A 21,803-nucleotide genomic window follows, 5' to 3' on the forward strand; every position below is an offset into this window, starting at 1 on the left:
GCAGTTGTGGAGGAGCAGGTTAAACTTATACGTGTGCTACTGACTGAAGTGCTTCACGGACTGGTTTGTACTCATAACCAAGATCACGCGCTACGGCTTCATAAGTCAAGTGACCATTCGCCGTGTTCACTCCTGCTTCAATTGCTTTATTTCCTTCGACTGCTTGGTTCACGCCTTTAGAAGCGATTTGCAGTGCGTAAGGAATCGTTACATTCGTCAGGGCGATGGTGGATGTGCGCGGTACCGCTCCCGGGATGTTTGCGACGGCGTAATGAAGGACGCCGTGCTTTTCGTAAATCGGATCATCGTGCGTCGTAATATGATCGACCGTTTCAAAGTTGCCTCCCTGGTCTATCGCTACATCAACGATGACTGAGCCTTCTTTCATGTCTTTGACCATGTCTTCCGTCACAATTTTCGGCGCTTTAGCTCCCGGAATCAACACAGCACCAATGACCAGATCCGCTTCTTTGACGGCTTGTGCAATGTTTAATGGGTTGGACATTAAGGTTTGGATGTCTGACCCGAACTGGTCATCCAGCTCACGAAGACGATTCGGGTTCAGATCCACGATTGTAACGTGAGCTCCCATTCCGATCGCTAATTTGGCGGCGTTGGTTCCTACGATCCCTCCGCCAATAATGACGACTTTTCCACGTGAAACACCAGGAACGCCGCTTAATAGGATTCCTTTTCCGCCGAATGATTTTTCCAGGAATTGCGCTCCTACCTGAGTAGCCATGCGGCCCGCTACTTCACTCATTGGAGTCAGAAGCGGCAATTTCTGATCGACAGCAACCGTTTCATAAGCAATCGCGGTTACTTCATTCTCTACTAAGGCCTTCGTTAATTCAGGCTCAGCAGCAAGGTGAAGGTACGTAAATAATACCAGTCCTTTGCGGAAGTATCCGTATTCAGATGGTAGAGGTTCCTTCACTTTCATGACCATCTCAGAATTCATCCAGATATCGGAAGCGGTTTCAACAATCTCAGCACCAGCATCGCGATATTCTTCGTCTGTAAAATTACTGCCAGTACCTGCATGTGTTTCGACACGAACCTTATGTCCTGCGTGGATGAGGTTAACGACACCTGAAGGCGTAATAGCTACGCGGTTTTCATTATTTTTAATTTCTCTTGGAATTCCGATAATCATGGGGAGTCCACCTTTCAAGTTGTATGTAAGGAAAGTATAGCTCTTCTGCTGCTCATTTTATTTAGGTGAAACTGAAAAAATAAACAGGAGGATTTGTGTAAAATCACAAATCTTCCTGTTCGTTTTCATAAATCAATAGATCTAAATAAAGCATCGTTTTTTGGTTCACATCTTTAAAGTCGATGTTTCCGATTTCCTTAATCCGTTTTAAGCGGTAGTTTAGGGTGTTCGTATGAATATGCATATGGGCAGCGGCCTGGTGGACATTACTGTTATGTTCAAGAAAGACTTTCAAGGTCTCAAGCAGCATGGAGTTATGGCGTTCATCGTATGTTTTGATATGGTTGAGAGCATCATTTTTATAATTTTCCTTTTTTTGAAGGGCAGCCAGTTCATGAATGAATTGATAGACCCCGAGGTCCTGATAGTTGTCGACATGCTTTAGACCTTCAGAATACTGCTCCTTCAATTTCAGAGCTTTCAACGCTTGCTTATAGCTGTCGCTAATGAAGGACGGGGAATCGTAGATCAAGCCGAACGCCCCTTTTAAATCCTCAAAGTGAAGCCGTTCTTTCATTTTTTGTGTGAATTCACGAATAAACGCCTGGTTCATCTCATTCGCATCTTCTTTATTATCGGTTCGGACAAGCAGAATAAGCTGTCGATCATCGAATATCCGGTTCACAACCCGCGTTTGATGAAGGGTTTCCGTTAAATAATACGCGTGTCGTTCAACCGCTTGACTCATATCTTCTGTAAATTCGAAGACTGCTACACAAAGCTGACCATTCAAGTTCATCTGATACTTTTTCGCCATCCGTTTGATCTCTGTCGGATTTTGCAAAGAGCCTGTAAGCAGCTGCCAGAAAAATTCTTTGCTGCTTTCGTCGGTCTTTTTCTTCTTAGCCTGCTGTCTGAGTAAATAGTGACTTACCCACTGGGCCGCTTCTTTTATTTCTTCCAAATGCTCGGAAGTAATCGGCGATTCATTCGTTTGCGCCCAAATGAAGCCGAGAATTTCGTTGTCTTTACGAACAGATATAGCCAGACGATCCCCGAGACCGATGTCGTCAATTTTATGAACAATAACAGGCTCTTCACTTTCAAAAAGCTTGGCCATAAATCCGTGTTTCCATAGCCCGTTAATCACATGCTCCGGTACTTTCCGTCTCATGATGGTCGCGGTTCGCGCATGATCCACGTTCTGTTCGTGTTTGCTATAGGAGACGATGAAATGATTAGCATCTTCAATGGTGACCGGGCATCCCAGGATTTCCGCAATGCTATCTGCAAGTCCTTCGGGTGAATCGATGAAATCTTTATATGAATATGTCCAATTTGGTGATGGTTTCATAGTGATACTCCTTATCGGGTGGATACCCTTATATTATCATTGTTTTTCACACAAACAATCCATTCTTCTATTGAAATCTTTGTCAAAATGAACGAATATAAGATAGTGGATTTGTAGATTCCACCAAACCTTTGAAAACGCATTCATGATAAGGTTAAGAGACTTCTTCCATATGAAAACGCTTCATTATAAATGGAAGACTCAAGAGACATTACTGTACATAGGAGGACCCATTCATGAAACAAGTACTTAAAATTGCAAGCGCCTTCATAGGAATTATTGTAGGTGCCGGCTTTGCATCGGGACAGGAAATTCTTCAATACTTTACGAGTTTCGGATACTTAGGGACAATTGGCACGATTATTTCAACCGCTTTGTTCGCCTATATGGGGATGATGCTGGTCAAACTCGGTACGAGAACACAGGCCACTTCGCATAAAGAAGCGATCTACAAAGTAAGTGGTAACAAATTTTTAGGAGTGATTGTAGATTACGTTATCATCCTGACCTTGTTCGGTGTCGGAGTGGTCATGATCGCAGGAGCGGGATCCATTCCAAGTCAACAATTCGGGTTGCATCCGCTTTTAGGGGTTATTATTATGAGCGTTATCGTTATGGCCACCGTGATGATGAACGTGGACAAAGTCGTCAATGTCATTGGCAGCATTACCCCGTTTTTAATTTTGACCGTCATTATCATATCTATTTACAGTCTGTTTACGATGGACCAGTCCTTTGGTGATTTAAATTCTGCAGCGATTGAACAACCCTCAGCCTTATCAAATTGGTTTCTATCCGCTATTAATTACGTTTCCTTCAACGTAGCCGTAGGGGCATCCATGTCCTTACTAATGGGAGGAAACGAGAAGGATGAACGGACGTCTGCTATTGGAGGGTTACTCGGTGGTCTTGGGCTCGGAATCATGATCGTTCTCAGCCATTTGGCGATTTTCTCTAAAGTCGACACAGTAGCTGCCTACGATATGCCGACCCTTGCTCTAGTCGATAACCTATCGCCAATATTAGGGACGTTCTACTCTATTGTATTGTTCGGGATGGTCTTCAATACAGCCGTCAGCATGTTCTTCTCTTTTGCTGCTCGATATACAAAAGTCGGTACAAGCAATCACAAAAAGTTTGTCCTTGTTACTGGCGTTGTAGCTTTCGGACTCAGCTTTGTAGGATTCACCGAGCTTGTCGCATTCTTCTATCCTTTGATTGGATACATGGGGCTGTTCCTGATCTTAGCTTTGATCACAGCGCCGTTCCGATTGAAGAAATCACAACAGAAAGAAGAACGTTTATCTGCATAAATTAAAAGGCCACCTCTATTTGGTGGCCTTTTTTCATTGTTTAGATGGATTTCTACATTCTCTGCTTCGCTTCAGATGTGCTTTTGATTTATTTATGATAAGGCTCGTTTTTCATAATCTTAAACGCCCGATACACCTGCTCCACAAGCATTAACCGCATCAACTGATGTGGAAACGTCATCTTGGAAAACGACAGACTAAAGTCACTCCGCTTCAGCACCTCATCACTCAACCCAAGCGATCCGCCAATGACAAACGCCACTTTACTCTTTCCGTATGTAGCAAGACTGTCCATATGACTAGCAAGCTTCTCAGAAGTCAGCTGTTTCGCTTCAATTTCCAGCGTCATCACGTACGCGTCCTGGGAGATCTTAGACAGGATCCGCTCCCCTTCTTTCTGCTTTACTTCTTCCATTTGAGCTTCACTCAGGTTTTCTGGTGCTTTCTCATCCGAAACTTCAATAATGTCCACTTTGGCGTACGGTCCGAGCCGCTTCACGTATTCTTCAATTCCTTGCTTTAAATATTTTTCTTTTAGTTTTCCGACGGTAACTATTGTGATTTTCATAGGTAAATCCTCCGTAAAATATGTTGGTCTTAGTGTATCACAAAAATGCGGGGCTGAACCTTTCTCTAGAGGCTTAACGTCTGCGACCAGGTCCATCCATAGCGCTCATAATGAGTGTTTTTCCAAAGAAAACCTTTTCATTAGTAAAACCATTATAAAAACGCTACCATAATAACTAATACCTAATTTTATATAATTAAGAGGAGGAGTTCTAATGAAATGGGGCATCATGAGTGCCGCGAATATTGCCAAGAAAATTGTGATTCCAGCTATTCAACGGGCAGAAAACGCGGAGATAGAAGCCATTGCCAGTTTGAGCGGAAATGCCGAGGAAACCTCAACGTCCTTCGATATCCCAAAAACGTATGATACATATGAAGAGCTGCTTGCCGATGAAGAAGTGGAAGCCGTGTATATTCCGCTGCCGAATCACCTTCATAAAGAGTGGACTCTTAAAGCCGCTCGTGCAGGGAAGCACGTATTGTGCGAGAAGCCTGCGGCCTTGTACCGAGCGGACGTCGAAGAGATGATTGAGACCTGTAACGAGAATGGAGTCTATTTCCTGGAAGCGTTTATGTACCAATTCCATCCTCAACACCAGCGTGTTAAAGAGTTGATTCAAGAGGGACATATAGGAGATGTTCAGTTAATCAAGCCTTCCTTTTCGTTTAAGCTGGATCCCTCGAACTATAATATTCGCCTGGATGCTGACAAAGGTGGTGGCGCTCTCTGGGACCTGGGATGTTACGGGGTGCATTCAGCATTAAATCTTATAAGTGAACCAGTGAAAGACTGGGCCGTCTCTTCCAGCCTTCACCCTACCAACAAAGTAGACACGACAACTTTGGCCACCCTCACCCTGGCTAATGATGTGAAAGTAGCCATTGACTGCAGCTTTGATATGGTTTTCCGGGATGAATACCAGGTTGTCGGATCAGAAGGACTCATCCACGTCCATCATGCCTACCGTCCCGATGCCAAAGACCACGTTGGGAAGATTACCTTAACCAAAGCCAATGGAGACGTCTCCACTTATGAAGAAACAGGGGATCAATACCGTCTGCAGGTGGAAACGTTTATGAATGCTATCAGCAACCAAGAATCTTTACAGCCTTATCATGAAGCCACTAAAACGTATCTGGATATCGTAGAGAAATTACAGGAAGACATGCGAAAATAAGCAAATTAAATTAGTAATCCATTTAAAACCACTTCAGGTCATCCATAATATGGATGACCTGAAGTGGTAGTTTTTACCTTATTCTATTTTTATTCGGTTACGAGTTGCAGTTCGACTGGGATGAATTCTTCTACTTGTTCATCTTTCGCGACTTTGCCTGCTGCGTCGATCGCTTTCTGGCCAATGAGCTCTGGCTGCTGGGCGACGGTTGCGTCCATTCTTCCTTCTGAAACAGCGGCGCGGGCGTCATCGGTAGCGTCAAAGCCTACCACGGTGACATCTTCCAGCATGTTATTAGATTCAAGGGCCTGAACCGCTCCGAGTGCCATTTCGTCATTGTGAGCGAAAACGGCATCAAGACTCTCTGTGCTTTGCAGAATGTTTTCCATAACCGTTAGTCCTTCTGAACGGTCAAAGTTGGCGGATTGGTTAGCTACAATTTCAATGCCATCCATGGAATCTACCACGTTGTGGAAGCCTTCTCCTCTTTCACGTGTAGCGGAAGCGCCTGGAATTCCTTCCAGCTCTACAACCTGTCCTTCTTCATTAAGCTGTTCGGCAATGAAATTACCTGCCATTTCTCCACCTGCGACGTTATCAGAAGCGATGTGGGTGACGACATCTCCACCGTCGGCTGTACGGTCTACGGTAATTACGGGAACGCCTGAATCATTCGCCGATTCGATCGCAGAAACGACGGCTGCTGAATCCGTAGGGTTCACGAGTAGTACGTCGATCTCCTGCTGTAACAGGTCTTCAATATCACTGACTTGAGTAGCAGCGTCGTTTTGAGCGTCCGCCGTTGTAATTTCAAAACCGGCTTCTTCTGCTGCCGCTTCAGCTCCGTCACGCAAAGAAACAAAGAACGGGTTATTCAGCGTGGAAATGGATAAGCCGACTTTCGTGGTATCCTCTCCATTACCGGAATCTCCGCTGTCTCCTTCTGAATCATCGGAAGAGCTTCCCGGCTGTTCCGTGGAACAAGCCACAACCAATAACAATAAAGCAAAAAGGCCAAATAATTTCATCCAGTTTTTCATCTTTTACTTCCTCCCTGTTTTTTATTTCATCATGCTTTAAGCAAAACCTCATGTCCCTTTATTTAGACCTTCGATCAAGCAGCACAGCGAGCAATATGACGCCGCCTTTCACAATCTGCTGATAGAAGGATGACACGTTCATTAAGTTCAAGCCGTTGTCCAGAACGCCGATAATCAAAGCACCGATCAAGGTTCCGCTGATCAGGCCTCGCCCGCCGGCAAGACTGGTTCCTCCGAGTACAACCGCCGCAATGGCGTCCAGTTCATACATGGTCCCGGCTGTAGGCTGGGCTGAGTTTAAGCGACTGGTCAAAATGATTCCGGCAAGGACTGAAAGCATTCCTGTCAGGGAATACACCCAGATTTTTACGCGATCGGCTTTAATACCAGATAAAACCGATGCTTCTTCATTACCGCCTACCGAATAGACTTGTCTTCCAAACACCGTTTTGTGCAGGATTAGAAATAGAACGAAGAAAATGAGAATCATTAGTACACCTGGGAAAGGGATTCCGAACACGTACCCTCTTCCAATCATTTCAAAGGTGAAGCTATCAGAAAGTCCTGTAATCGGACGTCCATCGGTATAAACCAATGTTGCCCCGCGGAAAATCGTCATCGTAGCCAGTGTGGCAATAAAGGGAGCTACTTTCCCTTTTGTAATGACAAGACCGTTGAAGGCTCCCATCGCAAATCCTGCGAGCAAACCAATAAATACGGCTAACAGTGGATCCATGCCGCTTGAAAGCATTCCGGCCGTAAGGGCGCTCCCGAATGCCAGAATGGAACCAACGGATAAGTCAATACCTCCTGTCAGGATGACAAAGGTCATTCCAAACGCGATCAGGGCGTTAATGGATATTTGCCTGAGTAAATTCAATAAGTTGTCCAGCGTGAAAAAGTTATCACTTACAAAACCAAGAATGATCATAATGAGCAGTAGTCCGATTAACGGACCTAATTTAGCAAAGTTGTTGACCACCATGTTCTTCATCCTGTCTCTCCCCCCGTCGCCGCTTGCATAATTTTTTCTTGAGTGGCTTCTCCACGATTAAATATTTTGGATACGTTTCCTTCGTGGATGACCATAATCCGATCACTAATGCCGAGAACCTCTGGTAATTCGGAGGACACCATGATGATGGCGACACCTTGCTCCGTCAGTTCATTCATAATGTGATAGATTTCCTTTTTCGCTCCGACATCCACGCCGCGGGTAGGCTCGTCCAGGATGAGCACCTTGGGCTGGATACCCAGCCATTTCGCGATCACCACTTTTTGCTGGTTGCCTCCGCTTAACGATTTCACTTCCTGTTCCCGGCCAGTGGTCCGGACATGGAGCCGCTTCATTAAATCATCAATCAGTTCGTTTTCCCTGTTGGAATTGATCCACCCTTTATTAGAAATCGCTTTCATATTTGACAACGCGATATTTTCACGAATGGACAAATTCAGTACGAGTCCCTCGTCTTTACGGTCTTCGGTAATAAATCCGATGCCTGCCTTAATGGCATCACTCGGATGTTTCACGGTCAGCGGCTCTCCGTTCAAGTAGATGCTGCCTTTGTTTTTCTTCACGGCACCGAAAATCGTTTCCATAATTTCGGTCCGTCCGGCTCCCATCAGACCGGCCACTCCAAGAATTTCTCCGGCGCGTACGTCAAAGCTGACATCCTCAAACCATTTACTCCTCGCTAGATGTTCTACCTGGAAAATAACTTCGCCGTTCACTTCATCTCTGGATGGAAACCGCTCCCCCAGTTCCCGTCCGACCATCATTTTGACAATCGCTTCAAACGAGGTATTCGATGCCTCTTCCGTTCCGATGTACTCACCATCCCGTAAGACGGTGATCCGGTCGCAAATCCTAAAGATTTCTTCCATTCGGTGAGAAATATAAACGATGCTGACCCCTTGTTTTCTAAGAGAATCAATCACTTCAAACAGGCTTTCGATCTCCCGGTCCGTTAAGGCCGCCGTAGGTTCATCCATAATAATCATCTTGGCATTCGTCGATATCGCCCGGGCTATTTCGATCATCTGCTGTTTACCCACCGATAAATCGCCGGCATTTTCATTCGGGTCGATCGAGGTAACGCCCAGTCTTTTCAAATTCTCGAGCGTCTGTTGGTGCATTTGTTTTTTCTGAAGAATCCCGGTTTTGCGCCAGGTGATTTCTTTCCCTAAAAACATATTTTGAGCGACGGTTAAGTGAGGAATGATGTTCAACTCCTGATGAATGACCACGATTCCCTGTTTTTCCGCTTCCTTAGGATTGGAAAAAGAGATATCTTCACCGTTCACCTGAATGGAACCTCCGTCTCTTGCGTGTATGCCCGTCAGTATTTTAACAAGTGTGGATTTCCCGGCCCCGTTCTCACCCATGAGCGCGTGGACTTCACCTGGGTTCACGGAGAAATTCACTTTTTTAAGAACCTGGTTGCTGGAAAAGGATTTATCGATATCGTTCATGACGACAAAAGGCTGCTTAGACATGTTATTCACCTCGCTTTATGAAAAAATGACTCCGGATTGTAATAGGACATTGGAAAAAGGGGTAGCCTCTCCCGTACGAATAATTACTTTTGAATCTTTGGAGTGCTTTTTCAGATTTTCATGGGTCGTGTAATGCTTTGGAATGTCGGCTAAACAATCGGATACCTGCTGATGCACCGTTGGATTGTTGGTTTGAATTTCTTCCGCCAGCGTAGCCCTTTCGATTTTCATATCGCCTGTAACGGCACGCAATACGGTTAATAGATCAGGGGTTCCAAGATTCAGAGAAACATCGATACAGCGGGTTTCTTCAGGAATCGGCAGCCCGCAGTCGGCTATTATAATCGTATCGGTGTGACCAAGTCTCGCTAGAATCGAAGCGATTTCCCGGTTTAAGATGCCGTGCTTTTTCATGTTGATGAACCCCCCTGCTCTCTTAAAAACTGCTCGACACTCGCTTGATCAGGCATGCCGCTCTGTGCCCCTTTTTTCATAATCGAAAGGGCGGCTGCGGCGTTGGCGGTTTGAACGGCTTGCTCTATGGAGTAACCTTCCGCCAGTTTCGTAGCGAGGGCACCACTGAAGGTATCGCCTGCCCCTGTCGTGTCTTCCACGGTCACATCATAGCTTGGAACCGTGACGAGCTCTCCATCTTTATAAATGGTGACGCCTTCTGATCCTCTTGTGGTGATCCACTTATCTTCCGACCGGTCTTCCTGTAATTCTTTTTTGAACAGCTCGGCTTCTGTTTCATTCGGCGTAAGATAATCAAAGGCATCGATGACAGATGCAGGCAGCGGCTGATAAGGGGCCGGATTCAGGATCATAGGAACGTCTAGATCCTTCTTTAGTTCGGAGAGATAGGTGATCGTTTCGAGCGGAATTTCCAGCTGGGTAAGGATTATATCACTCTCTTGGATCAGATCCAGATGGTCCTGAATATAAGAAGGCGTGACTTCCTTATTTGCGCCTGCCGCTACAATGATGCGGTTGTCCTGGTTCGAGAGGATAATCGTTGCAGTCCCCGTCGCTTCCTTCTCAGACCTGGCAATCGCTGAGGTATCAATACCTTCGTTTTGGAGGTGATGAACGAGGTCTTTACCGAACACATCGTTACCGACCGCTCCAAGCATCTGTACATCAGCGCCGAGCCTGGCGGCCGCCACCGCCTGGTTCGCGCCTTTTCCGCCGGGATAGGTTGCGAAATTGTCGCCGAGGACCGTTTCTCCCTGCTTTGGCATGATCGTCGTCTGAACGGTGAGGTCCATATTAATGCTTCCGATTACCGTTACCTTAGGTTTCTTTGTCATGGATGGTCCTCCTTTCGTCTCGTCGAATCTCTTTCTACTAGTTCCACTGTGAATTCTTCTGATTGGGCTTCATGATATTGATTTTCTATTTGCTGAATGAGTAATTCTGCTGCTCTGGCTCCTATTTTGTAAATCGGCTGAGCCATGGTCGTTAACGTCGGCGTGGTCGTTTCGCCAAGGGTAATTCCGTCAAAAGCGATCACAGAAAGCTGATCGGGGATTTTTATTCCCAGTGCCTCCGCCGCTTTGATTGCGCCCACTCCCATGAGATCATTCGCCACGAACAGGCCATCGATTTCCGGGTGTCTGGTGAGAAGTCTTTCGGTCGCCTTCTTCGCTTCTTCAAAGTGATACTCCCCCGGCTCAATATAGGACTTCTTGAACCAGCTTTCTTCTTTCACGACATCCAGGTACCCCTCGAGGCGCTGATTCGCATTGCTTGCCTGCTCCGGACCGGATATATGAGCGATTCTTTGGCATCCTAAGTCTTTTAAATATTGGACCGCCTGCCTGGAGCCTTCGCGGTTATTTACCGTAACCGATGCCATCGATCTGTGCAGGATTCGGTCAAGCGCAATGACCGGGACATCAATATTCTGGATATACTCTTCCGTCATCGTGCTTGAAACCACAATAATTCCATCTAACGATTTCTGTTTTAACGCTTCTAAATACGTGATTTCTTTATTCAAATCATCGTCTGTGTTACATAGCACAAAGGTAAAGCCATGCTGGTTGGTCATATCTTCTACAGCGCGTGCTAATTCAGGGAAGTAAGGGTTCATAATGTCAGGCACGAATAGGGCAATCATTTTGGACCGTCCTTTAAATAAGATACGGGCCACATCATTCGGCCGGTAATTCAGTTGTTTGATGGCTTCAGCCACTCGCTCCTTCGTTTCACTGTGAACATATCCGTTCCCATTCAATACTCTGGAGACGGTAGCTGTAGACACTTCAGCCAGTCTGGCAACATCTTTAATCGTAGGCATAAACATCGTCTGCTTTCTTTTTTAAATATGTGTAACCCGTTACATACTCGTGAAAAAAATAAAGCTTTTATTAAATTTCGATTACATGTAACCCGTTACACACAATATTAAAGCGCTTACAATACAGTGTCAACCCGAAAGCCGTAGAACCAAATAAACCCACCTCAGGTCATCCAGAATCTGGATGACCTGAGGTGGGTTTATTTGGTTGTTCTCTTTATTCGATTTGCTGGTATTGTTCGAGCAGGTGAATGCGCTCCATCATCGTCGGATGACCATAACGCAGGTATTTCACTAATGCCGGAGGATTTACTTCACTAAGTCCATTCACCGTCAGTTCCTGGAAGGCGCCGACCGCCGCTTCTGGATTTTGCGTCATTTCAATCGCATACACGTCTGCATCCATCTCGGCATTTCTCGAAATCGCAAGCTCAACAGGTGTGGCTGCAAAGCTAAGTAATGACAGAATGATGAAGAGTACAGGGAGTCCGGCTATATCCGAAACCGATTTTATGTTTAGTTTATCCCCCCACCTACGTACTGAATATTTCATAAGATGATACGCCAGATATAGTCCAATGAATGCTGCAGCGACCGCTCCGAACAGGTTCCAATACAGGTGATGCATCACATAATGTCCAATCTCATGCGCCATAATGAACAACACTTCTTTTTCCTGCAGACGGTTAAGCGTCGTATCCCAGAGGACAATTCTTAAATTGGAGCCAATTCCATTCACATAAGCATTCATGCTGTTCGTTTCCTCGGACATATTGACTTCATAGACCCGTTCAGCTGGCACATTCGCTTCATCAGCAAGGCTCAGAATCTTTGCTTCTAAGTTTTTATCCTTCAGATCGGAGAACTCATTGTACAGCGGGTCAATCACCACAGGCTGGAGGTACATCATGAATACTAAAAACGGCATCATTAAAATCGATGCGTACAGCCACCAGCGCTTTTCGAACTTTCTCATCAGCGTGTACAAAACCGTAATGAGCAACGCCATAATGATATAGCCCACCCAGAAGCTGATTAACTCATCTTTCATCCAGTCGGAAAACGTCTGTGTGGATATGCCATAGCTGAGCGAAAGCCTGCGGCTGATGTAATCAACCGGAAAGGTAAGCATCCAGGTTAATGTGGAAAGAAGCAGGACATACACCGGGATATGTACGATCGAAAAACGGGACACTCGCTCGCTGGACTGTTTAAAAACCGTGGAGATTCCAAAGATCATCACACCTAAATAAATGATCCACTCGAGCGGCAGACTGACAAAGTAAAGAAAATCTTTATAACGGGAATAGTCCTGACTCTGCGCAAGCTCTTTTGCCGTCATAAAAGTGGCCGGGTCAGCAGATGTCCCCTGATAAGCTTCGGGTACACCAAACTCGGCCCATTGAAATAAGTATAGACCTATAAGGACGCCATAAATTGCAAATAGTATGAGTGTCCAAGTGAGAAATCGTTTCTTCACTTCGTCACCTCCGGAAGTTTTCTGCCCCTTATTGTACGAGCTTTGAAATCATTTTAGAACAAAAGGCTCCCGGTCACAAGATTAGGGCAGAGGTTCAAATTGCCTGATCACCTGGAGGACTTGTTCCCTGGAAAGATCATCTTCATTGGAAAACGATACATAATTGAATCGGTAGGAGAGATTCTCATCTTTCCATAAAATAGTGTGTCCATCGTCCTCCAAAATGTATTCTCCCATCCATTCATCTGATATTTTAATCGGTTCGGATTCATAAGAAACACCCGGATTCCAGCCAACTTCACTAATCAGAAGGCTTACTACGCTGTTGTGTTTATTTTGGAAAGAGATCGCTGTGATCTGCCCTGCAGCCATCTCATTGCTCACTTGAATGTCGGTCACTTTAAAAGGCAGCTGTTTAGGGAGTAGGGCATCTTCAGGTAACTTATCGGACTTCTCAACGACTAAACTTCGATCGTAATCATAAAGTCGCACTTCCGAGGTGCACCCCGGGAGGAGAGCCAGGATGAGCAGCACAAATAGGATGGTTTTAATTCTCAACGACAACATGCTCCGTATGTTCTGGCAGCCTGTGCAGGCCAGCAGTCAGAAATTCAGGCTGTAAGATGATTTCGTTCAATTCCGTAACCGGAATCCATTGATAGATGAGCCGCTCCCCTTCCAGTCCGTGGAAAGGCCCTTCTTGAAAATGAGACCGATCAGAACTTAAAACGAAGTAAAAGCCAAGCTCATGATAGTGATGTCCATCATAGTGAAAGAAATTCTCTGCGATCCACGGAGTACTGGCGACGTCCACCTCATATCCAAGTTCTTCGTTCATTTCCCTGACGATCGTGTCTCTTGCCTGTTCACCAAGCTCGACTCTGCCCCCCGGCAGCGCCCAGTACTGGTCGCCCGCTTGCTTATGTAGTAACACATGATCCTGTTCGATCAGAATGCCCGCAGCCCGGTAATTAAACCGCTTCGAACCCGTCTGAAACTTTACATCCACACCCATTCCTCCTCCAGATAATCGTCTACCCTCTAATGTATCACACACAGGAATAATCTGGATGACCTGAGGTGCCAAAAAATACCAAGCACCAATTATGTGAAATACTGAACAAAACTCTTGCTATTTATTCGTTCTGCTTATATAATAGTTTCATAGTTTATAATGTGAATCATTTCACATTATCACACAAAATCAAGATAACCATCGCCCAGGCTTTATGCCGACCGCTGAACACGTACAGTTAAAAGTCACGTTTGACCCGGCCACCCACCGGGTACTGGGTGCACAGGTGATTTCCAAAGCAGACGTTACGCAATCGATCAATACGATGAGTGTCTGCATCCAGAACGGAATGACGGTGGAAGAACTCGGCTACGTGGATTTCTTCTTCCAGCCGCACTTTAATAAGCCCTGGAACTTTATTAATAAAGCTGGGCTGCAAGCCGCTCTCTAAAAGATATGAAGAATACAAGAAAGCCCCTGGTCAGTTTAGCAGCTTGACCAGGGGCTTTTCCTATCTTATTCGCCTGTTTGGGTAGTGATATATTCTTTTACGACTTCATACACATACGCCTGGTTCGCTTCCGCTGTATTCGGATCGTACTCTCCGCCGTTAACTTTGTTGTTGGAAAGGATGCGGATACCTAAGAAAGGCACATCATAAGCCTTGGCGATCTGCGCGCCGGCCGCGCCTTCCATTTCCTCGACAGAAGTTCCGTACTTCTCATGGAACCATTGAATACGATCCACTTCATTGTTCCAGACGTCCGCCGAGCCAATCGTACCTTCAACCACTTTTCCTTTCTCGTGAACATCTTTCACAGCCTGAGCCGCGGCAAGAAGTTCTTCGTCCGCTTCAAAGTAACGAATGTTTTCTGCATCCGGATCTTCTCCTGCGCTTCCTTCAGAAGCCATGAGGTCCATCGGAATCCATTCTTTCGGCGCGATCCCTTCTCCATCTTCTCTGCTTCCTGTTTTCAACGATCCGATATTTGTCGTTCGTTCTCCTAACACAATGTCATAGACATGCAGGTTCGGATCGTGTCCGCCTGATGTACCCTGGTTAATAATCGCGGCCGGATCATACTTTTCAATCGCGATGGCCGTAGCTGCTGCTGTATTTTCCATCCCTTTCCCTGTCTTGGCTACAATCACAGGATAATCATTCACCGTCCCTTTATAAAAAACGAACGATCCCGATTTCTCCTCTTGCACATCTTCTAAGCGCTCCGCGAATTTTTCCGCTTCAATCGGCATTGGACCTTGAACGATAATAGGCTGCTGCGCACTTTCTTCATCTTCGGCCGCTGCCTCTTCGGATGATGAGCATGCCGCAAGTAATGATACGAATAGAATAGAAATAATAGCGAGTGAAGCGTATTTTTTCATCAAAATAAATCTCTCCTTAACGAATATAATAATAGCTTTCTGAACCCTCACACGCTCATCGAACTCTCTTACTCAGTCCATAAAAAAAGGCCTAGAAAAGCAGAGAAATCTCTACCTTCTAGACCTACAAAGTCAAAGCACACCACGGCTAAAGTATGGTAATCCAAACCATAAGAAACCTGCTGAATATGGGTGCACTTTAACTCGTAGTCCAGTTCTTTCATTGGGAACCGGGTAGAGACGCTCGGACCTTATTTCCGAGAATATACGAGTTGGGCTATGTAATCGGGCTACTGTGATAATATAGCAGACTCATGCCACACAATCAACTAAAAAACGAACAAAAATAATAAAAATCACATTAATGTTCGTTTTATTACAAAAATAGGAACCTGTGACCCTTACCTGCTTACGAAACCGGCAATTCCAAGAGCATATAGGAGTGCAGCAATGATCAGCAAAATAATCACTACAATAATAATCGTTTTAACTAAGCCGCTTTGCACGAGTCCCCCCTCCTTCCCACTCGGTCACTCCTCATACATGCACTCTTCAAAGAGTCACCTTCCCCATCGTAAACCTGAGCATGTCGAATAGCCTGGCCCCTTTCCCATCTTCATTAAATAGAAGAGAACTGCTCTGAGCTCTTCTCTTCTTCTTTAATACCATTATTTAGGTTGTCGATAAACCTGAATTGTCATTTTATTACAATTAGTGAAACGATTACAGGTTCTATTCAATCGATTTAACATGAGCTCTTTTGCCATTTGTAAGGATCTTCGGCCTTGAAACAAGCCCCTGCAACTGCAAACAGCCTTAATAGATTCCTCAAAAAAACCCCTCTGGATTTCTCCAAAGGGGTGAGGGGAGGTCATTTCATTCGCTTAGTGGTTTTTTTATAGGATTTAGACTTTCTGACATGCTTACTGAGTTCATCCAATGGAATACCGTCCACAAAGCGGTCCTTATGAAACATTTCAGCAAAAATGTGATGCTGGGCGGCTGACAGATTCTTTTTCGTACTTTGACCAGTCTCAAGTTCCGGCATGGAACTCACCTCCAAAGTGTAAACTTTCGAGTCCCTCTTTTGACTGATGAACTGTCTCCAGGTGATCTCATACTTCACCTTATGATGGAACGCCGCTCAATATGTACATTTCCATGAATTATAAGCATCGATGTACTCGTTCGATGACGAGGTCGATATCTTCGCCCGAGACATCATAATGAGTCACAAACCTCACCGTGTAAGGTCCAAACGGTACAGCAAGAACGCCCTGACTCTTCAGCTCCTCGAGAAATTCATGCGAGGTCTTCCCCCGTCCTTCCACATTGACTAAAAGGATATTCGTATCTACGTTATTCTCAATTTCCAGCCCTTCTATATTTCCTAATCCTTCCGCTAACTGCTTCGCATGCTCGTGATCTTCCGCCAGCCGATCCACCATGTCATTCAGCGCCACAAGACCCGGAGCCGCAATGATCCCTACTTGACGCAGGCCTCCGCCGAGACGTTTTCTCCACTTGCGGGCTTTACGGATAAAGTCCTCAGACCCTGCAATAATGGAACCAACGGGAGCTCCCAGCCCTTTCGATAAACAGAACTGAATCGTATCCGTCTGGTCGGCATACGTTTTCACCGGAACCCCCGAAGCCACCGAAGCATTGAACAACCTGGCCCCGTCCAGGTGAAGCGGAATACCGGATTCCTGTGCAATTCGATGAATCTCCTGCATATTTTCTAAAGGAAGAATCGCTCCGCCGGCTTTGTTATGACTGTTTTCCAGACAGATCAGCCCCGTTTCTGGAAAATGAATATCATCAGGCCGGATCGCTGCTTTTACTTCGTGAGGGTTCATCGCCCCTCTTGTACCTTGCAGTGTTCTCGGCTGAACACCGGCCAGGGCAGACATGGAAGCTCCTTCATATAAAAATAAATGAGCATTTGCTTCCATGAGAACTTCATCTCCAGGTTGGCAGTGGGTCAACACAGAGATTTGATTCCCCTGTGTACCACTCGTAACAAAAAGAGCAGCTTCTTTCCCCGTAAGTTCAGCAGCTCGATTCTCAAGTTTTTTCACAGTGGGATCTTCTTCATAGACATCATCCCCCACCTCTGCTTCAAAGGCAGCTTCACGCATGGCGCGGGTAGGCTTCGTTACGGTATCACTCCTTAGATCAATCATGTTATCTCCTCCTTTTCTGTTATTGTACGAAACAATTCAGGAAGATGGAAATAGATGAATTACTAAGACGATTGACCTGCTTCTTATGGTATAAATAAAGTAACAGCAAAAGGGGAGGGGACTATGGAATGAGTATATTTCAAATAGTATTATATCTTCATATTCTGGCGGGGTTTACGGCGCTTATCGTGTTTTGGATTCCTTTAGTTACGAAGAAAGGAGGAATGATTCATAGACGTGTGGGCTGGATATATGTGTGGGCCATGGGGATCGTATCAGCTACTGCTTTTTACATGGGGATTTATCGGATCGGATTTGATGCTTCACGAAACGCAGCAGAAAAATCTTTCGCTTTCTTTCTGCTCTTTATAGCTGTTCTCAGCGCCTCCACGGCCTGGAATGGAATCCGGGTGCTGAGGTTCAAGCGAAGGACCAGAAGAAGAAGTTTGTTAAGTCTGGACACAGGGATCTCATTAATACTCGTTTTCAGTTCGATTATTACGATGGTGATTGGATGGGTAAATCAGTTTCCATTATTACAGTACTTCCCGGTAATTGGACTATTTTTAGGTTATGGACAGCTCAATTACTGGCTGACTCCTCCACAAACAAAAATGCACTGGTATTTTGAACACTTTGGCAACTTAATCGGATGTTCCATCGCCACCATTACCGCCTTCACCGTTTTTGGAGCCCCGCGCTTATTAAACATTTCATCGATAAGTATTTTCTTGTGGTTTTTACCTACGATCGTCCTGACGCCACTGATTTTTGGATTTACTCGTTACTACCGGAAGAAGTTTCGACTATCAACGCCTAAATAATATTTATCCACACTTTCGTAAATCGTTAGAAAATGAGGAGTCCAACTACAACAACAGGATAAAATTACTCTCCATTTATTTTCACGATTTTTACGAAGGATTCATGATCCTTACATGCCCTTCACAAAATAAGAGTCAAAAGTCATCCACATGTGGAAAAAAGTCACTAACGATTTTAGTTACCCACAATTGTCCACAGACTTATGCACAATTATTGGTAATTTTCTAATATTCACAGGTTTTCCCCTGATGTAAACAGGTTATCCACAAAACTATCCACATATGCACAATTTGGGAGGGGTATATGGTAGTAGAATTTACGTTCGCCACCATATATGCTATTTATCCAGAACACTATTCACAGGCTGTGGACAAAAATATGAGGTTTTTCGACAATAAAAGAGATATCCTCAACTGGTTTAGTTTTTAAGGATACCTCTTTTTCACGTTCTATTCTTGTGAACCAAGGGTTACAGTCGTCGTATTTTTTTTACCATCCCGGTAGTACGTGATCTCCAGTTCATCTCCGGCATCTTTTTCATTGTACAAGTATTTCCGAAGATCAATAATGTCCTTCACTTGGTTGCCATCAAGCGAAGTGATCACATCAAGTGGCTGCAATCCAGCTTTAGCTGCCGGCGACATCTGTTTAATACTTCGTATATACAGTCCGCCTTCAACTTCCTCTGGTAAATTCAACGTACCTTCCCACTCCGAGCTAGGAACTTCATTTAATCCATAAGCTTCAATACCAATATAAGGACGGTTCACTTGTCCATATTGTTCGAGTTCATCAATAATCGGCTTAGCTGTATCAATTGGAATAGCGAATCCTATCCCTTCCACAGCCGATTGAGCAATCTTCATAGAATTGATTCCTATTAACTGTCCTTCTATATTGATTAAGGCTCCGCCGCTGTTTCCTGGATTAATGGCCGCGTCCGTTTGAATAACCTCTGCCTGCCAATCTTCTAAACCATCCCCATTAAAGTCCTGCGGAATGGCACGCTGCTTGCCGCTGATAATCCCCTGCGTGACCGATCCGGAAAAACGCAGTCCTAATGGGTTACCGATGGCGATCGCGGGCTCACCGATTTTAAGGTTTTCTGAATTTCCTAGTTCAATCGTATGCTTCACTTGATCCCCAGGCATTTTAAGAACCGCCAGATCTGTAAATACATCGCTCCCGACAAGCTGAGCTTTAATTCTCGTTTCATCGGCCAGAACCACTTCAATTTCACTGGCCCCTTCGATTACGTGATTGTTGGTCACAACATGAGCCGTGCCATCTTCGTTTTTGTAAATGACGCCTGACCCTACATTGCTTTGCTGACTGGAACCATTTTGTTCCCAGAAATTCTGCTGAGATTGAATATTAACGACACCTACGACAGAAGGAGTCACTTTATCTACAACATCTGTAATTTGTGAAGTCACATCAAGTTTTACATTTTTCGTCGTATCTCCTGTAAGACCCTGGTCATCATCGACCAGTCCGCTGTCATCTTCAGGAATGGTAATCTCATAAGGAAGTAATTCGGTTTGAACTAGAGCTGGAAGTGCTAACAAGATTAAAACTGCACCAAGGATCACGCCTACAATGGTAGGCATGACCCAACGTCTTCGACTGTTCTTCTGCTGGGCAGCTGGGGAGTGGTCATCATAGTAACCCACGCGGCTTCACCCATCCTTTCTTCGCTCGTTTATGATCTACTCACGTATTCTTTCCTGTTTTACCAAAAATAAAACGCTGTTATACTTCATAAATCGGAGTTGCCTGTTTCGGATCCGTATCATGAAGCTCAAGGTGAGAGCCGATGTGGAATCCCCGTTCTTCTAAAATGTTTCTAACGGACATGCGTGCCAGGTCCTTCATATTATTGTCCAGACTCAAGTGAGCCAGATAGATGCGCTGCGTGCGGTCCGTCAGGATATCGGTTAAGGCGAGAGCGCAATCTTCATTCGAGACGTGACCGGAATCTCCTAATATACGCCGTTTTACATTCCACGGATATCGTCCCATGCGGAGCATACTTACGTCATGATTGGATTCAAAAATATAAGCGTCGGCATCTTCCACCGTTTTTTTAATTCTTTCAGATACATAGCCCAAATCCGTTACGAGAGCTACTTTTTTTCCGTCCTGGTGGAAGGTAAAAAACATAGGATCCGCGGCATCGTGCGAGACCGCAAATGATTCTATATCAAGCTTGCCGAACGTCTTCGTTTCTTCCATATTAAAATGAAATTTCTGATCCAATGACAATTTACCGATATGCCCTTCCATGGCGTGCCACGTTTTTTCATTCGCATAGACAGGGAGATTATAACGTCTTGCCATAATTCCAAGTCCCTTGATATGGTCGCTATGCTCATGCGTCACTAAAATCCTGGATAATTCATTAGGATCAATATTCACTTGCTGCAATAAACTTTCGATACGCTTCCCACTTAATCCTGCATCGACTAAAATCTTTTCATCCCCTGATTCTATATAAAAAGCATTACCTGTACTGCCTGAAGCTAGTACACTCATACGTAAAGTCATTCATTAGACACTCCATTGTTTGTTTCTTCTGTTCCATCATTACTTTTTTCGTTATCTACCAGAGGGGCCGGCGTATTATTCACACTTAAATCAAAGGAGCTGTTAATCTTCTCGATGAAGGCTGATTCTTTCTCATCAATAACCGCACCCGTGATCGCATAGACAAACAGGATCTTCTCTCCATTTACCGTCACTTTCCACGTTGGGGCAAACACTTGCGGGCCGTTCTCTTCACCCAGTACTAGATAAAAGCTGTTATAGTACCCCACTGACATACTGGTAACCTCATCTCCCGAGGCTAAATGATCTTCATCCATTAATTTCTGGATGATTTTGCTAGGCTGGATAATCTGCGGATCCTGAGAACCGGAGCTTGGCGCTTGTTCATCTCCATTTGAGAAAGATAACAAAGTGGCAATATAGCTTGTTATTTTCCCATCCTCAACCTGAAGCATTAAGAAGCCCCCGCTATTATAAAAAATGGTGCGGTCATTTTTCTTTTGAAAAAACAGGATCACTCCTTCTTCCTTGTTCCAGTTCCAATATTCATACTGATTACTAAAAGGGACTACACTGTTCACCTGATCCACTACGTTATCTTCCGTAACTTCAACAGGTTCGCTGAGCTCGCTTTTTAAAACACTGTTATTCTGTACCGCAACCGTTTGCTCGTCTCCCTCTCTTAATTCCTGGATCTGTGAAAGAACCCCCTCTGAAAATTCACTACCTGAAGAAATGGTTTGAGGAACGGCCGGCACTTCGCTTGGGACATTATCCCAGGAGACCGTAATGTTATTGTTTTCAAGCTCGTCTTCAAAACTCTCAGAGTTAGCGGTAGCAATCGGACCAAGCTCCGACGCCTGCTGCTTTTCCATAAACTGATTGAGGAGAAAGATATCCAGAACTAAAAAACTAAGGATAAATAAAACTTTAATTTGTCCCCATTGCATTTACA

The 21,803-nt window shown here is 44.9% G+C and carries 21 protein-coding genes, 1 pseudogene and 1 riboswitch; of the genes and pseudogenes, 4 read left to right on the forward strand and 18 right to left on the reverse strand.

Going from position 1 to position 21,803, the window contains the following annotated elements; genetic code table 11:
• Window positions 1–25: 25 nt before the first annotated feature.
• Together ald and HBHAL_RS19810 are read right to left on the reverse strand one after the other, a co-directional pair.
• Complete coding sequence (ald, locus tag HBHAL_RS19805; protein ID WP_014645312.1) at window positions 26–1,156, reverse strand: alanine dehydrogenase; 1,131 nt, start codon at window positions 1,154–1,156, stop codon at window positions 26–28.
• 103 nt (window positions 1,157–1,259) lie between these two features.
• Window positions 1,260–2,510, reverse strand: a complete 1,251-nt coding sequence (locus tag HBHAL_RS19810) for a PucR family transcriptional regulator (protein ID WP_014645313.1) — start codon at window positions 2,508–2,510, stop codon at window positions 1,260–1,262.
• A gap of 236 nt (window positions 2,511–2,746) precedes the next feature.
• On the opposite strand from HBHAL_RS19810, the gene HBHAL_RS19815 reads away from it, so the two are divergent.
• Window positions 2,747–3,823, forward strand: coding sequence for a YkvI family membrane protein (locus HBHAL_RS19815; RefSeq protein WP_014645314.1), 1,077 nt, complete (start codon window positions 2,747–2,749; stop codon window positions 3,821–3,823).
• A gap of 88 nt (window positions 3,824–3,911) precedes the next feature.
• Here the strand turns inward: HBHAL_RS19815 and rlmH are convergent, their stop codons facing one another.
• The gene (rlmH, locus tag HBHAL_RS19820; RefSeq protein WP_014645315.1) at window positions 3,912–4,391 is read right to left on the reverse strand and encodes a 23S rRNA (pseudouridine(1915)-N(3))-methyltransferase RlmH; all 480 of its coding nucleotides are present in this window, start codon (window positions 4,389–4,391) and stop codon (window positions 3,912–3,914) included.
• Between the two features lie 214 nt (window positions 4,392–4,605).
• On the opposite strand from rlmH, the gene HBHAL_RS19825 reads away from it, so the two are divergent.
• Window positions 4,606–5,571, forward strand: a complete 966-nt coding sequence (locus tag HBHAL_RS19825) for a Gfo/Idh/MocA family protein (RefSeq protein WP_014645316.1) — start codon at window positions 4,606–4,608, stop codon at window positions 5,569–5,571.
• An 89-nt stretch (window positions 5,572–5,660) separates the two neighbouring features.
• On the opposite strand, the gene rbsB is transcribed toward HBHAL_RS19825, so the two are convergent.
• From rbsB to HBHAL_RS19870, 9 genes are all read right to left on the reverse strand, one after another.
• Complete coding sequence (gene rbsB, locus HBHAL_RS19830) at window positions 5,661–6,611, reverse strand: ribose ABC transporter substrate-binding protein RbsB (RefSeq protein ID WP_014645317.1); 951 nt, start codon at window positions 6,609–6,611, stop codon at window positions 5,661–5,663.
• Window positions 6,612–6,669: 58 nt separating this feature from the next.
• Window positions 6,670–7,605, reverse strand: coding sequence for an ABC transporter permease subunit (locus HBHAL_RS19835; protein WP_014645318.1), 936 nt, complete (start codon window positions 7,603–7,605; stop codon window positions 6,670–6,672).
• Window positions 7,602–9,107: a sugar ABC transporter ATP-binding protein gene (locus HBHAL_RS19840; protein WP_014645319.1), complete on the reverse strand. Its 1,506-nt coding sequence runs from the start codon at window positions 9,105–9,107 to the stop codon at window positions 7,602–7,604. Before HBHAL_RS19840 ends, HBHAL_RS19835 begins: the two co-directional genes overlap by 4 nt.
• Before the next feature lie 15 nt (window positions 9,108–9,122).
• Entirely contained in the window at window positions 9,123–9,521 is a 399-nt protein-coding gene (gene rbsD, locus HBHAL_RS19845) for a D-ribose pyranase (protein WP_014645320.1), read from the reverse strand.
• The gene (gene rbsK / locus HBHAL_RS19850) at window positions 9,518–10,417 is read right to left on the reverse strand and encodes a ribokinase (RefSeq protein ID WP_014645321.1); all 900 of its coding nucleotides are present in this window, start codon (window positions 10,415–10,417) and stop codon (window positions 9,518–9,520) included. The genes rbsD and rbsK overlap by 4 nt, the downstream gene beginning before the upstream one ends.
• A complete protein-coding gene (locus HBHAL_RS19855) occupies window positions 10,414–11,409 on the reverse strand; it encodes a LacI family DNA-binding transcriptional regulator (RefSeq protein ID WP_041601484.1) in 996 nt (331 codons plus the stop codon). The genes rbsK and HBHAL_RS19855 overlap by 4 nt, the downstream gene beginning before the upstream one ends.
• A 217-nt stretch (window positions 11,410–11,626) precedes the next feature.
• Window positions 11,627–12,889 carry a M48 family metallopeptidase gene (locus tag HBHAL_RS19860; RefSeq protein WP_014645323.1) on the reverse strand — a complete coding sequence of 421 codons (1,263 nt, stop codon included), beginning with the start codon at window positions 12,887–12,889 and terminating at the stop codon, window positions 11,627–11,629.
• Window positions 12,890–12,970: 81 nt separating this feature from the next.
• Window positions 12,971–13,447 (reverse strand): hypothetical protein, encoded by a 477-nt coding sequence (locus tag HBHAL_RS19865; RefSeq protein ID WP_041601485.1) that lies wholly within the window; start codon window positions 13,445–13,447, stop codon window positions 12,971–12,973.
• Window positions 13,437–13,904 (reverse strand): NUDIX hydrolase, encoded by a 468-nt coding sequence (locus tag HBHAL_RS19870; protein WP_014645325.1) that lies wholly within the window; start codon window positions 13,902–13,904, stop codon window positions 13,437–13,439. Before HBHAL_RS19870 ends, HBHAL_RS19865 begins: the two co-directional genes overlap by 11 nt.
• A 193-nt stretch (window positions 13,905–14,097) precedes the next feature.
• Between HBHAL_RS19870 and HBHAL_RS19875 the strand changes: the two are divergent.
• Window positions 14,098–14,355, forward strand: a pseudogene (locus tag HBHAL_RS19875) (NADH oxidase); the annotation flags it as partial.
• 65 nt (window positions 14,356–14,420) lie between these two features.
• Here the strand turns inward: HBHAL_RS19875 and HBHAL_RS19880 are convergent.
• The 3 genes from HBHAL_RS19880 to ltaE form a co-directional block, all read right to left on the reverse strand.
• Window positions 14,421–15,290 (reverse strand): 5'-methylthioadenosine/S-adenosylhomocysteine nucleosidase, encoded by an 870-nt coding sequence (locus tag HBHAL_RS19880; protein WP_014645326.1) that lies wholly within the window; start codon window positions 15,288–15,290, stop codon window positions 14,421–14,423.
• A gap of 187 nt (window positions 15,291–15,477) precedes the next feature.
• Window positions 15,478–15,581: riboswitch (purine riboswitch) on the reverse strand.
• Window positions 15,582–16,161: 580 nt separating this feature from the next.
• Window positions 16,162–16,338, reverse strand: coding sequence for a hypothetical protein (locus HBHAL_RS21645; protein WP_158512396.1), 177 nt, complete (start codon window positions 16,336–16,338; stop codon window positions 16,162–16,164).
• Window positions 16,339–16,456: 118 nt separating this feature from the next.
• Entirely contained in the window at window positions 16,457–17,476 is a 1,020-nt protein-coding gene (ltaE, locus tag HBHAL_RS19885; protein WP_014645330.1) for a low-specificity L-threonine aldolase, read from the reverse strand.
• A 128-nt stretch (window positions 17,477–17,604) separates the two neighbouring features.
• Between ltaE and HBHAL_RS19890 the strand changes: the two genes are divergently transcribed.
• Entirely contained in the window at window positions 17,605–18,300 is a 696-nt protein-coding gene (locus HBHAL_RS19890) for a DUF2306 domain-containing protein (protein ID WP_014645331.1), read from the forward strand.
• Between the two features lie 450 nt (window positions 18,301–18,750).
• Here HBHAL_RS19890 and HBHAL_RS19895 read toward each other — a convergent pair whose 3' ends face one another.
• The 3 genes from HBHAL_RS19895 to HBHAL_RS19905 all read right to left on the reverse strand — a co-directional run bounded on the left by HBHAL_RS19895 (window position 18,751) and on the right by HBHAL_RS19905 (window position 21,798).
• Window positions 18,751–19,974, reverse strand: a complete 1,224-nt coding sequence (locus HBHAL_RS19895) for a S1C family serine protease (protein ID WP_014645332.1) — start codon at window positions 19,972–19,974, stop codon at window positions 18,751–18,753.
• Between the two features lie 79 nt (window positions 19,975–20,053).
• Window positions 20,054–20,848, reverse strand: coding sequence for an MBL fold metallo-hydrolase (locus tag HBHAL_RS19900; RefSeq protein WP_014645333.1), 795 nt, complete (start codon window positions 20,846–20,848; stop codon window positions 20,054–20,056).
• A complete protein-coding gene (locus HBHAL_RS19905) occupies window positions 20,845–21,798 on the reverse strand; it encodes a two-component system regulatory protein YycI (protein ID WP_014645334.1) in 954 nt (317 codons plus the stop codon). Before HBHAL_RS19905 ends, HBHAL_RS19900 begins: the two co-directional genes overlap by 4 nt.
• Window positions 21,799–21,803 lie beyond the last annotated feature (5 nt).

It is taken from the genome of Halobacillus halophilus DSM 2266, from assembly GCF_000284515.1.
GTDB classification, from domain to species: domain Bacteria; phylum Bacillota; class Bacilli; order Bacillales; family Halobacillaceae; genus Halobacillus; species Halobacillus halophilus.